The following is a 13,467-nucleotide window of genomic DNA, read 5'->3' on the forward strand; positions in this document are numbered from 1 at the left end:
TTTGATGCACATCTTTTTCAAATGTTACACTTGTCGAAAAAATTTTCTCATTTTTTATTCTAATCAGTTTAAAGCATAAAAAAAAAAAGCCACTCCAAAAAGGAATGGCTTTTCAATATATTTTGTGATTATCTTATAAGTTGAAAGCTTCTTTTACTTTTTCAACATAGTCAAGTTTTTCCCAAGTAAACAATTCAACTTCTTTTTCGATATTTCCGAAATATGGAGATTCGAATTTCTTGGTAATGGTTTTTGGCGTACGTCCCATGTGACCATATGCTGCAGACTCTTCGTAAATTGGATTACGCAATTTCAAACGCTGCTCAATTGCTGCTGGGCGAAGATCAAAAAGTTCTTTTACCTTCTCTGCAATTTCACCATCGCTTAATTCTACATTCGACTTGCCGTAAGTGTCAACGTAAATTCCTACAGGTTCAGCAACTCCAATTGCATATGAAAGTTGTACCAAAATTTCATCGGTAACACCAGCTGCCACCATATTTTTAGCAATATGACGTGAAGCATAAGCTGCAGATCGGTCTACTTTCGAAGGGTCTTTTCCTGAGAAAGCACCACCACCGTGAGCCCCTTTACCACCGTAAGTATCAACAATAATCTTACGTCCAGTTAATCCAGTATCACCATGAGGACCACCAATCACAAACTTACCTGTTGGGTTTACGTGCAAAATGAACTCATCGTCGAAAAGAGCTTGTACTCTTTCTGGCAATTGCTTAATTACACGAGGAATAAGAATGTTACGAACATCTTTCTTGATTTTTTGTAACATCAACTCATCGTTTGGACCAAAGTCATCGTGCTGAGTAGAAACCACAATTGTATGAACTCTTTCAGGAGCATCCTGATCGTTGTACTGAATGGTAACCTGCGATTTTGAATCAGGACGAAGATAAGTCATCTCTCTTCCTTCACGGCGAATGGCAGCCAACTCAATCAACAAACGATGCGACAATTCAAGTGACAATGGCATGTAGTCATCAGTTTCTTTAGAAGCATAACCGAACATCATTCCCTGGTCACCAGCACCTTGAGTCATTGGATCTTCACGATCTACACCACGATTGATATCATCTGATTGTTCGTGAAGTGCATTTAAAACACCACAAGATGATCCATCGAACATGTATTCGCTTTTTGTGTAACCAATACGGTTAATCACCTTACGAGCAGTTTCCTGAATATCAATATAAGTTTTTGTTTTTACCTCACCGGCAATTACTACCTGACCAGTAGTAACCAAAGTTTCAACTGCAACTTTAGAATTAGGATCAAAAGCCAGTAGTTTATCCAAAATGGCATCTGAAATCTGATCAGATACTTTGTCTGGATGTCCTTCAGAAACAGATTCTGATGTAAATAAATATCCCATAATTTTTAAAGTTTTGAGCACAGAAAAGTCTACTTAATCAAATAAGTCCCCCAGACCTCAAGTACTTTATAAATAAAACTTACGGGAAAGCAATTGGTTGTTGTATTAACGCAGAAAAAGGATAATAACACCATTTAGCATTTTTTTCTGTGGTTGCAAGCAGCCAAATCTTTCCACTTAATTCTCGGCAAAGGAAAACATTATTTCGCAAAGAAACAATATTATACCAAGAGTTTTTAATGCTTTTTAACAAATGCTAATGCTGTAAAACAGGGAGTTCCGCGCCAATAAAGAGTTATAAGTCTTAATTTGCCAGAATTTTAATTAGAGAGAATCCGAACCTCAATCGGAATCTCAAACAAATAACAGATTACTGATCATCGTTAACAGTTAACTGATGAAACAAGTCTTCCAGTCTTTGAGTTTGGCTCTTCATTTCAAGTAGTTCCCAATTGTTATTTACGGCCATTTGAAAAATGTCCTTACGGATATCATCAGAACTTGAAATGCTAAACTTGTTATCTCCCAGAGAAATTACCTCCTTAATTCCCTTGTGCTGACTTAGGATATCCAACGAAATATCACTAGAAAATTCAACTTCAATCATCTTTGAAGACAATTCGGAGCTTAGATTCTCAATCTTTTTATCGGCAACCAAATTTCCTTTGTTGATAATCAGAGCACGTTCACAACAGGCTTCAACCTCCTGCATGATGTGAGTAGAAAGCATAACGGTTTTCTGTTTCCCAATTTCCTGAATCAAATTTCTAATTTCGACCAATTGATTAGGATCCAAACCTGTAGTTGGTTCATCCAGAATCACCACTTTCGGATCGTGTATTAAAGCCTGTGCAATTCCTACCCTTTGTCGATATCCTTTCGAAAGTGCACCAATTTTTTTGTTTTGTTCCAAGCCAAGTCCAGTAAGGTCAATCATCTCAGCAATTCTAGCTTTTTTTAATTTTCCCAATTTGTAAATAGAAGCAACATGATTGAGATATTCTTTCACGTACATCTCCAGGTAAAGCGGATTATGCTCTGGCAGATATCCTATTTGCCTGCGCACCTCCAAAGAATGCTCCTCTATGTTCATTCCATTTACTTCAACCAAACCGGAAGATTGTGGAATAAAACCAGTAATAATCTTCATCATTGTGGATTTTCCCGCACCATTGGGGCCTAAAAATCCAACAACTTCTCCCTGGTTAATTTCAAAGCTAACTTGGTCAAGTGCTTTTTGTTTTCCGTATAGTTTGCTTACTTCCTGAACTTTAATCGACATAAAACTGGGTTTGAACTAGTACTTTAAATACTTCTTGTTATCAAAACTTAAAGTTAAAAAAATCTTATTTGCTGTGAATTTAATCATTCTCGCTTTGTTTCCCTTGTAATTCATAATAGCTAATTCATAAATCATTCTTGAAATAACTACCTTTGTGGTTCAATTCAAATCAATAACAATGAGTTTTTCACAGCATAATAATTTCTGTAAAGATCTTTTCAATTATTCTCGTCGCGAATCAAGCGAATCAAATATTGGCAATACCCCAATGGGTAGCAATAATCCTATTCGAATTCAATCGATGACCAACACCGATACAAATGATATTGAAGCTAGTGTTGAGCAAGCAATCAGAATGATAGAATCGGGAGCAGAATATGTTCGTTTAACTACACAGGGAACGAAAGAAGCTGAGAACTTAAAATTCATTAAAGAAGAATTGGTAAAAAGAGGATATGAAACACCTTTGGTTGCCGACATTCATTTTAATCCTAAAGCTGCTACAATTGCTGCAAAATATGTTGACAAGGTCCGAATTAATCCAGGAAACTTTGTTGACAAACGTGCCGATTTCAAGAACAGCGAATATGGAGATATAAAATATCAGGAGGATTTAGAGAAGATTCGTGAGAAATTTATTCCTCTAATTCGCATTTGCAAGGAACACAATACGGCCCTTCGAATTGGTACCAATCACGGATCATTGTCAGATCGAATTATGAGTCGCTACGGCGATACACCACGAGGAATGGTTGAAGCTACTTTGGAGTTTCTTAGAATCTGTAAAGAGCAAAACTTCACAGATGTTGCCATTTCTATTAAGTCGAGCAATACGGTAATGATGGTGAAAACCGTTCGTTTGTTGGTTTGCGAAATGGAAAAGGAACATATGCATTTTCCATTACATTTGGGAGTAACAGAAGCTGGCGAAGGAGAAGATGGAAGAATTAAATCGGCCGTTGGAACAGGCGCTTTGTTGAATGATGGAATTGGAGATACGGTTAGAATTTCTCTTACCGAAGATCCGGAAATCGAATCGCCAGTAGGAAAAAAACTGGTTGATTATGTGTTGACAAAAGAAAATCACAAACCAATTACTCAGGTTGAAAACACAGAGGTTGATCTGATTAATTTTTACAAACGATCAACAAACTTGGTTGAAAATATAGGCAGTTCAAAAGTTCCAGTGGTTATCTGCGATTTATCGCACGAAAGATATTTGACTGCTGATTTGCCAGAAAAAGCAGGGTTCAAGCAAGATCAGGATACATTGGAATGGGAAAAAGGAAACTTGGCTGCAGACTTTATCTATGTAAGCGGTTACGATCCGGTTTTCACCGATTATCCAAAAGATTTAGGAATTATCGTTGATCAGGAGTGTTGGGAATATTCCGATCAGTATACCGACAAATCCTATCCTCTATTTCAAACCGAAGAATTTCTTCATGATAATCTTGCAGCATTTGCCAGCAACATTCATTTTGTAGAATGTGAATATACAGACCTAAGCGAAGAGTTCATTTCTAAATTAAAAAAGAATGAAAAGATTGTTTTGATTTGTAAATCTAAACATCAAAATGCTTTTGCCGAGCAAAGAGCCTTTGTTTTCAAATTGGTTCAAGCAAAATGTAAGGCTCCGGTAATATTTAAACGTGAATTTACCGATGCAAATCTGGAAGATCTTCACTTAAAATCATCTGCTGATTTAGGTAGCTTGTTTTTCGATGGATTGGGCAATGGTATCAGCATTGTAAATCAAGGAAAGCTTCCACAAAGTGAAGTATTATCCACCGAGTTTGGAATTTTGCAAGCAGCTCGAGTAAGAACTACTAAAACAGAGTTTGTATCCTGTCCGGGATGTGGGAGAACTTTATTTAAATTGCAAGAGGTAGTTGCTGAAGTAAAGAAGACCTTTTCTCATCTTACCCACCTAAAAATTGGCGTTATGGGCTGTATTGTTAACGGTCCAGGCGAAATGGGTGATGTGGATTATGGATATGTAGGAGCTGGACCAGGAAAAGTATCATTGTACAAAGGTCATGATGTTTTAATCAAGAACATTCCAAGCGAAACTGCTATCGAAGAATTAAAGAATATCATTAAGAACAATGGAGATTGGATTGACGATAATATCAATTAACTTGATTAATTCTTTTTTTTAATACACATTGTTTTATATCTTGCAGATAGATCTAAGCACTAATCTATCAAGGTGAAAAAGAATCTTTTACTCATATTTTTCATTTTTCTGTTTTCATTTGCTTATGCCGATAAACTTGAGCTAAGCGGAATCTATCTTGGGAAAAATGTATATGTAATGAATCCCTTTTCGGATTCAGGGGTAGGGTATTGTGTTTACCAGGTTACTGTCAACGGTCAAACCTCTTCTGATGAAATAGGAAGTAGTGCATTCGAGATTGATCTTTCGCAATTTGGCTTTGATATTGGCGAAAAAGTAAACATCGTTTTACATTATAAGAGTGGGTGTTTGCCACGTATTGCAAATCCTGAAGCCATACAACCAAAATCAACATTTGAAATTCAAACTGTCGAAGTAGATAAAAACGATATTTTGCATTGGACCACAAGAGAAGAAAGTGGTTCAATACCCTTTATTGTGCAACAATACCGTTGGAACAAATGGATCACTATTGGCGAAGTTGAAGGAAGAGGATTGACAACCATCAACAAATACAAACTAAAAGTAAGAACGCATACAGGTAAAAATATTTTCCGACTATCTCAGACCGATTATACTGGAAATGCGAAATATTCACCAAAAATAACTCATGAGTCAAAAAAGCCAAAAGTTAGTTTTGGACCTGAAAAAGTAAAGGATGAACTTTTATTTACTTCCGAAACTCTTTACGAGATTTACGACAAATATGGAAATATCGTTTTTAAAGGTTTCGGAAATAAAGTCAATCTTGAAAGTCTTCAGCCAGGATTATATTACATCAATTACGACAATACCATGGGAAGTTTTCGTAAGAAATAATTCTATTCCGAAAACAAATCCAATACCGTTTCGCCGTCCTCTAATTTTAAATGATGAGCAATCATACCAACTGATCTTGCAGCTTCGGCATTAGCAAGCATATCATCAACAAATAATGTTTCGCTCGCTATTAAACCTTCAGCATCCAAAACTTCAGTGTAAATTTTTTGATCTGGCTTTCTTAATCCCATATTATGCGAGTAATAGTCCTTTTCAAAAAAATCAGATAGGCAAACTCCATGTACATCCTGAATCATGCCCATATAAGCTTCCCAATGGATGATATTAGTATTACTCAGTAGAAATATCCTATGGGTCTTTTTTAATCGATTTAAAAGCTCTAAACGCTCAAAAGGCAAATCTAAAAGCATCGAGTTCCAAGCTGTGTCGATCTCAGCATCAGTAACGCCATTCGAAATAAAATTTCTGATCTGAGTCCTAAATTCCTCTGGTGATACAATCCCCTTTTCCAAATTATCAAACAATCCGTTCTCTGAATATTCTCTCTTTATTAATTCTACATCATCTAAACCTATCTGCTTAAAACTGTTAACTGCTTTTTGCGGATCGATATTTAATAGCACTCCTCCAAAGTCGAAGATAATATTGGGTATTGAATCGTATTTTTGCATAATTTTTTTCCTTGAAATATTGAATTATTGGATACAAATATGTAATATTGCACACCGAAAACAAAGATAAAACATTGCTTTTATTTTATAAGTTTTTCGAGGGCCTATAGCTCAGCTGGTTAGAGCACCTGACTCATAATCAGGGGGTCCCTGGTTCAAGCCCAGGTGGGCCCACCCTCTGAATCAAGCAGTTACAACAATGTTGTGGCTGCTTTTTTTGTTTGCATTTATTACAGCTGCCTTTTTCAGGCAAATTCACTCTCATAAAAATACATATCTAAAAGCTCTTATACCATTAAGGATTCGTTTGGTACTCAAACCTTTTATGAAAAAAACACAATATACAAGCTTATTATAATGGAAATCTAATATTTCCAATTAATAAATTTCCTATCATAGCTTGTAGTAATTAGAATGCATAAAAAAAGGATAGTAAATCCTAAGACTTACTATCCTTTAAAGGTTGGCGTCGACCTACTCTCCCACATTTCTGCAGTACCATCGGCGCTAACAAGCTTAACTTCTCTGTTCGGAATGGAAAGAGGTGGAACCTTGTTGCAATAAACACCTAAAATCGTTTTGACTCAATCGAAGTGATTAAGACTATATATCTTATTTGTATAAGTATCTCATAAAAAAAGAGTCTCACTCCATGTTGGAATAAGACTCTTTAAAGGTTGGCGTCGACCTACTCTCCCACATTTCTGCAGTACCATCGGCGCTAACGGGCTTAACTTCTCTGTTCGGAATGGGAAGAGGTGGAACCCCGTCGCTATAAACACCTAAAATCGTTTGTTGACTTCTGTGGTTAACTCCTGCTAACCGTCAACGAATATCGTAGACACATTGAAAGTAAAATAAAAGAACCAAATCTTGTAAGATTCAGCGATTGACCTCGCCACTCAGAAGCTTTCGGGTAATTAGTATTGCTCGACTTTGATGTTACCACCTTTACATCTGCAACCTATCAACGTTATCGTCTCTAACGACCCTTAAAGGAAATCTCATCTTGAGGTAGGCTTCGTGCTTAGATGCTTTCAGCACTTATCCCTGCCCAACGTAGCTACTCTGCTATGCAGCTGGCGCCACAACAGATACACTAGAGGTTAGTCCAACCCGGTCCTCTCGTACTAGAGTCAGATCCTCGCAAATTTCCAACGCCCACAACAGATAGGGACCGAACTGTCTCACGACGTTCTGAACCCAGCTCGCGTGCCACTTTAATGGGCGAACAGCCCAACCCTTGGGACCTTCTCCAGCCCCAGGATGTGACGAGCCGACATCGAGGTGCCAAACCGCTCCGTCGATATGAGCTCTTGGGAGCGATCAGCCTGTTATCCCCGGAGTACCTTTTATCCTTTGAGCGATGGCCCTTCCATACGGAACCACCGGATCACTATGCTCTACTTTCGTACCTGCTCGACCTGTATGTCTCACAGTCAAGCACCCTTGTGCCATTGCACTCTTCAGACGATTACCAAACGTCTTGAGGGTACCTTTAGAAGCCTCCGTTACTCTTTTGGAGGCGACCACCCCAGTCAAACTACCCACCACACACTGTCCGTCGTTAGACGTTAGACTTCAGATAAGCAAAGGGACGTATTTCAAGGATGACTCCACAACACCTGGCGGCGCTGCTTCATAGTCTCCGTCCTATCCTACACATCACTTACCCAAAATCAATGTGAAGCTGCAGTAAAGGTTCACGGGGTCTTTCCGTCCCGTTGCGGGTAATCGGCATCTTCACCGATACTACAATTTCACCGAGCTCATGGCTGAGACAGTGCCCAGATCGTTACACCATTCGTGCAGGTCGGAACTTACCCGACAAGGAATTTCGCTACCTTAGGACCGTTATAGTTACGGCCGCCGTTTACTGGGGCTTCATTTCAGACCTTCGCTTGCGCTAAGCCCTCCACTTAACCTTCCAGCACCGGGCAGGTGTCAGGCCTTATACTTCATCTTTCGATTTTGCAAAGCCATGTGTTTTTGGTAAACAGTCGCCTGGGCCATTTCACTGCGGCCTCCCGAAAGAGGCGTCCTTTCTCCCGAAGTTACAGGACCATTTTGCCGAGTTCCTTAGCCATGAATCACTCGAGCGCCTTAGTATTCTCTACTTGACTACGTGTGTCCGTTTGCGGTACGGGTCTCTATAACCTGAAGCTTAGAGGTTTTTCTTGGAAGTAAAATTACATGCACTATCCGCGCTGCCGTAGCATTGCGGTACTATCAGATTTCAGCTCAACCAGCGGATTTGCCTACCGGTCTCATCACATACGTCCTTCAACGAACTATTCCGTCAGTTCGCGGCATTGTCATCTCTTCGTCACCCCATCGCAGTTATAGAAAGTACCGGAATATTAACCGGTTGTCCATCGAGTTCGCCCTTCGGCTACCCCTTAGGTCCCGACTTACCCTGATCCGATTAGCGTTGATCAGGAAACCTTAGTCTATTGGCGTGCGGGTTTCTCGCCCGCATTATCGTTACTTATGCCTACATTTGCTTTTCTAAAAGCTCCACAATACATTACCATACTGCTTCTGCGCCGTTAGAATGCTCCCCTACCAGTTAGAATAAATTCTAAATCCATAGCTTCGGTGGTATATTTATGCCCGATTATCATCCACGCAAGATCGCTCGACTAGTGAGCTGTTACGCACTCTTTAAATGAATGGCTGCTTCCAAGCCAACATCCTAGCTGTCTAAGCAATCTCACCTCGTTTGTTCAACTTAACATACACTTGGGGACCTTAGCTGATGGTCTGGGTTCTTTCCCTCTCGTCCGTGGACCTTAGCACCCACGGGCTCACTGCCAGATATAAGTTATAGCATTCGGAGTTTGTCTGGATTTGATAGGCGGCGAAGCCCTCGCATCCAATCAGTAGCTCTACCTCTATAACTCTCGACTCTGACGCTGCACCTAAATGCATTTCGGGGAGTACGAGCTATTTCTCAGTTTGATTGGCCTTTCACCCCTACCCACAGTTCATCCGAACACTTTTCAACGTGAACCGGTTGGGCCCTCCACTCTGGTTTAACAGAGCTTCAGCCTGACCATGGGTAGATCACCAAGTTTCGCGTCTACCCCCACTAACTTTACGCCCTATTCAGACTCGCTTTCGCTTCGACTACGCACCTGAAGTGCTTAATCTCGCTAGTGAGGAGTAACTCGTAGGCTCATTATGCAAAAGGCACGCAGTCACACCCTAAAGTGCTCCTACCGCTTGTAGGCGTACGGTTTCAGGTACTCTTTCACTCCTCTGTTCGAGGTGCTTTTCACCTTTCCCTCACGGTACTTGTTCACTATCGGTCTCTCAGGAGTATTTAGCCTTACCAGATGGTCCTGGCAGATTCACACAGAATTCCTCGTGTTCCGCGCTACTCAGGATACTACTAGATTCACTTTGCTTACGTGTACGAGACTATCACTCTCTATGGTGTGTCTTTCCAAACACTTCCACTTCACGCCGATCATCATATTATAGTCCTACAACCCCACCATTGCCGAAACAATAATGGTTTGGGCTAATCCCCGTTCGATCGCCACTACTAGGGGAATCACTTTTGTTTTCTTCTCCTCCGGTTACTTAGATGTTTCAGTTCTCCGGGTTTGCCTCCTTAAAGGATACTCATTGCTGAGTGGGTTGCCCCATTCGGAAATCTACGGATCAATGGTTATTTGCACCTCACCGTAGCTTATCGCAGCTTATCACGTCCTTCATCGCCTCTGAGAGCCTAGGCATCCGCCATACGCCCTTAATTACTTCTTTTTGTGCCAATAAAAGTCTAAACTTTCATCACGAAATCAATCGTTGTTTCTTTACTATTGGTTACTTCTACTTTACTACTTTCAACATGTCAAAGAACTTTAATACACCATCGTATTTCGTGGAGAATATCGGAGTCGAACCGATGACCTCTTGCGTGCAAGGCAAGCGCTCTAGCCAGCTGAGCTAATCCCCCAAAACGTTAATCGTAGTCCTGCGCAGATTTGAACTGCGGACCCCTACATTATCAGTGTAGTGCTCTAACCAACTGAGCTACAGGACTAAATTTCTTAATCCATATGCTAGCGGTTTAAACACCCTAACGCTATGGGTTATGGTATATTAAATGAAAACAAGTAAAAAGTTAGGCAAAACAGTCATAAACCTGTCTTTTACCATAAACCTTAGTCGATATTCTAAATCTCTAGAAAGGAGGTGTTCCAGCCACACCTTCCGGTACGGCTACCTTGTTACGACTTAGCCCCAGTTACCAATTTTACCCTAGGTCGCTCCTTGCGGTTACGAACTTCAGGTCCCCTCGGCTTCCATGGCTTGACGGGCGGTGTGTACAAGGCCCGGGAACGTATTCACCGTATCATTGCTGATATACGATTACTAGCGAATCCAACTTCACGGAGTCGAGTTGCAGACTCCGATCCGAACTGAGACTAGCTTTTGAGATTAGCATCCTGTCACCAGGTAGCTGCCCTTTGTACTAGCCATTGTAACACGTGTGTAGCCCTGGACGTAAGGGCCGTGCTGATTTGACGTCATCCCCACCTTCCTCTCACCTTACGGTGGCAGTCTCGCTAGAGTCCTCAGCATTACCTGCTAGCAACTAACGATAGGGGTTGCGCTCGTTATGGGACTTAACCCGACACCTCACGGCACGAGCTGACGACAACCATGCAGCACCTTGTAATTTGCTCCGAAGAGAAAGCTTGTTTCCAAGCCGGTCAAACTGCATTTAAGCCCAGGTAAGGTTCCTCGCGTATCATCGAATTAAACCACATGTTCCTCCGCTTGTGCGGGCCCCCGTCAATTCCTTTGAGTTTCATTGTTGCCAACGTACTCCCCAGGTGGATTACTTAATGCTTTCGCTCAGTCGCGCACTGTGTATCGCGCACAACGAGTAATCATCGTTTACGGCGTGGACTACCAGGGTATCTAATCCTGTTCGCTCCCCACGCTTTCGTCCATCAGCGTCAATGTTAGCTTAGTGAGCTGCCTTCGCAATCGGTGTTCTACGTTATATCTATGCATTTCACCGCTACATAACGTATTCCGCCCACCTCAACTAAATTCAAGACAACCAGTATCAATGGCAGTTTCACAGTTGAGCTGTGAGATTTCACCACTGACTTAATCGCCCGCCTACGGACCCTTTAAACCCAATAAATCCGGATAACGCTCGAATCCTCCGTATTACCGCGGCTGCTGGCACGGAGTTAGCCGATCCTTATTCATACGGTACCTTCAGCTCCCTACACGTAGGAAGGTTTATTCCCGTAAAAAAGCAGTTTACAACCCATAGGGCAGTCATCCTGCACGCGACATGGCTGGTTCAGGCTTGCGCCCATTGACCAATATTCCTCACTGCTGCCTCCCGTAGGAGTCTGGTCCGTGTCTCAGTACCAGTGTGGGGGACTATCCTCTCAGACCCCCTAAGCATCATCGCCTTGGTGAGCCGTTACCTCACCAACAAGCTAATGCTACGCATGCCCATCTTACACCGCCGAAGCTTTAAATCAAATAACATGCGAAATTTGATCATTATGCGGTATTAATCCGGATTTCTCCGGGCTATCCCCCTGTGTAAGGCAGGTTGCATACGCGTTACTCACCCGTGCGCCGGTCGCCATCAATAAAAGCAAGCTTTTATTATGCTGCCCCTCGACTTGCATGTGTTAGGCCTGTCGCTAGCGTTCATCCTGAGCCAGGATCAAACTCTTCGTTGTATAAAAGTTTTTATAATTCTGTCTCATTCAGATTATCAAAGTTTAATGGTAATTTTTAATTGACAAGGTATTATTCTTGTATTTACCTAACTTCTTGTTTTCAATATTTTCAAAGAACGTATCGTTCTGTTTTTCCTTCTTAATTCACCCGAAAAAATCAGGCGGAAAAGCGAGTGCAAAGATAAATAAAACTCCTCCCAAATTCCAAATAAAATTTGAAATATTTTTGAAGTTTTTTTCAGCCGTGATTTCCATCAAATCATCAACTCACTCCCAAAACTTTTTCTAAACTCCTCCCGTTTGAGAAGCGGCTGCAAAGATAAATACTTTTTATCTAAAATTGCAAGTCATTTTTAAAACTTTTTTAAGATTTAATCCCTTCGAAAGCCTCATAGATACTAGTGCTCCAAAGAATCTTATCCCCATCAAAAGCGGCTGCAAAGATAAACACTTTATTTTTACAATTCCAAATACTTTCGAAAAAAAATCTTAAAAATTTCAAAATGAAAAAACATTAACCAAAACCGTGGATAAACCACCCTTTCCATCATGTCTTCTCTATCACCTTACCCTTGTAAAGCGGCTGCAAAGATAACACATACTTTTTCTACTTTCCAAATCCAAAATGCAAACTTTTTCTTTACACCAACCTAACTTCCTCATAACCCGTGAGAAAAAATTTGGAGAAAAAGAAAGGCTGAAACTTTTGAGATGGTTCCAACCTTAGTTTTCGTTTCTAACCGAATTTTTAACTGCTTAAATATGTCGCTTCAAAAGTAGCATTCATTTTGGTTAAGCTCTTAAAACATTTGTTAAGGTTTATTAAAAAAGCCCTCTCTTAGGAGAAGGCATGCTTTATTTATAAGTCTTTCATTGATTTTTTTCTATCCCTTTCAACTTGCCAAGGGAAATTGTTTCCATGTGGAGCACCAAATTCCTTTGCAGTTAGTTCTTCTGGTTTTAATCGGTAAACTTCAACATTCTTCACAGCCGGAGAGTTATAAGTAAATTTACGATCGGTATATTGTGCCATAAGTATATTTAGTGCATCAACTTTTTTATCGTAATCGGTAATGAACTCTATTTTACCTCGGGCAACCACACTTTTTCCCTTCATTCTGTAACTACAAGCAATATGAGCATCTTGCGCAGCAAGTTCTACAGGCGTACAAAAAGTAACACAAACTTGTGGGTTTGCTTTCATTGCATCTATTAACTTACCAAAATCGGCACCATGCATGTAAATGTAACCATCATGGTATCCAAAATTCATTGGTACAACATATGGTCTGTTTTCAGTATCAATAACTCCAAGATTACAGATTTCACACGAACGAATGATCTCATCAATCTGTGTTTTGTCTTCTATAAATATTGTTTTCATTCTTTTAGTATCAAGTATTCTGTAAGCAGTGCGGAAACCAATTACAGTTAGGTTA

The 13,467-nt window shown here is 40.4% G+C and carries 6 protein-coding genes, 3 tRNA genes and 4 rRNA genes; 3 read left to right on the top strand and 10 right to left on the bottom strand.

Annotation, left to right across the window (positions count from 1 at the left end):
• Nucleotides 1–133: 133 nt before the first annotated feature.
• Nucleotides 134–1,390, bottom strand: a complete 1,257-nt coding sequence (gene metK / locus ACKPCA_RS14905; protein ID WP_054721556.1) for a methionine adenosyltransferase — start codon at nucleotides 1,388–1,390, stop codon at nucleotides 134–136.
• Between the two features lie 370 nt (nucleotides 1,391–1,760).
• Nucleotides 1,761–2,672 carry a gliding motility-associated ABC transporter ATP-binding subunit GldA gene (gene gldA / locus ACKPCA_RS14910; protein ID WP_321279828.1) on the bottom strand — a complete coding sequence of 304 codons (912 nt, stop codon included), beginning with the start codon at nucleotides 2,670–2,672 and terminating at the stop codon, nucleotides 1,761–1,763.
• Nucleotides 2,673–2,850: 178 nt separating this feature from the next.
• Between gldA and ispG the strand changes: the two genes are divergently transcribed.
• Both ispG and ACKPCA_RS14920 read left to right on the top strand, forming a co-directional pair.
• A complete protein-coding gene (gene ispG, locus ACKPCA_RS14915; protein WP_321279829.1) occupies nucleotides 2,851–4,812 on the top strand; it encodes a (E)-4-hydroxy-3-methylbut-2-enyl-diphosphate synthase in 1,962 nt (653 codons plus the stop codon).
• Nucleotides 4,813–4,884: 72 nt separating this feature from the next.
• Nucleotides 4,885–5,670 (top strand): hypothetical protein, encoded by a 786-nt coding sequence (locus ACKPCA_RS14920; protein WP_054721560.1) that lies wholly within the window; start codon nucleotides 4,885–4,887, stop codon nucleotides 5,668–5,670.
• A 2-nt stretch (nucleotides 5,671–5,672) separates the two neighbouring features.
• Here ACKPCA_RS14920 and ACKPCA_RS14925 read toward each other — a convergent pair whose 3' ends face one another.
• Nucleotides 5,673–6,302 carry an HAD family hydrolase gene (locus ACKPCA_RS14925; RefSeq protein ID WP_321279830.1) on the bottom strand — a complete coding sequence of 210 codons (630 nt, stop codon included), beginning with the start codon at nucleotides 6,300–6,302 and terminating at the stop codon, nucleotides 5,673–5,675.
• A gap of 100 nt (nucleotides 6,303–6,402) precedes the next feature.
• Here ACKPCA_RS14925 and ACKPCA_RS14930 point away from each other — a divergent pair.
• A tRNA-Ile gene (locus ACKPCA_RS14930) sits at nucleotides 6,403–6,476 on the top strand.
• Nucleotides 6,477–6,763: 287 nt separating this feature from the next.
• Here the strand turns inward: ACKPCA_RS14930 and rrf (ACKPCA_RS14935) are convergent.
• The 7 genes from rrf (ACKPCA_RS14935) to ACKPCA_RS14965 form a co-directional block, all read right to left on the bottom strand.
• Nucleotides 6,764–6,874 (bottom strand): 5S ribosomal RNA (rrf, locus tag ACKPCA_RS14935).
• A gap of 103 nt (nucleotides 6,875–6,977) precedes the next feature.
• Nucleotides 6,978–7,088: ribosomal RNA gene (gene rrf / locus ACKPCA_RS14940) — 5S ribosomal RNA — on the bottom strand.
• Nucleotides 7,089–7,202: 114 nt separating this feature from the next.
• Nucleotides 7,203–10,073, bottom strand: a 23S ribosomal RNA gene (locus tag ACKPCA_RS14945).
• A 119-nt stretch (nucleotides 10,074–10,192) separates the two neighbouring features.
• Nucleotides 10,193–10,266 (bottom strand) — tRNA-Ala (locus tag ACKPCA_RS14950).
• A gap of 13 nt (nucleotides 10,267–10,279) precedes the next feature.
• Nucleotides 10,280–10,353: transfer RNA gene (locus ACKPCA_RS14955), tRNA-Ile, on the bottom strand.
• Between the two features lie 145 nt (nucleotides 10,354–10,498).
• A 16S ribosomal RNA gene (locus ACKPCA_RS14960) occupies nucleotides 10,499–12,028 on the bottom strand.
• Together the 16S, 23S and 5S rRNA genes with 2 tRNA genes alongside form the textbook arrangement of a ribosomal RNA operon.
• Nucleotides 12,029–12,887: 859 nt before the next feature.
• Nucleotides 12,888–13,412, bottom strand: a complete 525-nt coding sequence (locus ACKPCA_RS14965; protein ID WP_321279831.1) for a pyridoxamine 5'-phosphate oxidase family protein — start codon at nucleotides 13,410–13,412, stop codon at nucleotides 12,888–12,890.
• Nucleotides 13,413–13,467 lie beyond the last annotated feature (55 nt).

Source organism: Marinifilum fragile (assembly GCF_963677365.1).
GTDB lineage: Bacteria > Bacteroidota > Bacteroidia > Bacteroidales > Marinifilaceae > Marinifilum > Marinifilum fragile.

Bases quoted from the DNA above. Each gene is read 5' to 3' on its own strand.
- metK (WP_054721556.1), bottom strand. From the start codon at position 1,390: ATGGGATATTTATTTACATCAGAATCTGTTTCTGAAGGACATCCAGAC.
- gldA (WP_321279828.1), bottom strand. From the start codon at position 2,672: ATGTCGATTAAAGTTCAGGAAGTAAGCAAACTATACGGAAAACAAAAA.
- ispG (WP_321279829.1), top strand. From the start codon at position 2,851: ATGAGTTTTTCACAGCATAATAATTTCTGTAAAGATCTTTTCAATTAT.
- ACKPCA_RS14925 (WP_321279830.1), bottom strand. From the start codon at position 6,302: ATGCAAAAATACGATTCAATACCCAATATTATCTTCGACTTTGGAGGA.
- ACKPCA_RS14965 (WP_321279831.1), bottom strand. From the start codon at position 13,412: ATGAAAACAATATTTATAGAAGACAAAACACAGATTGATGAGATCATT.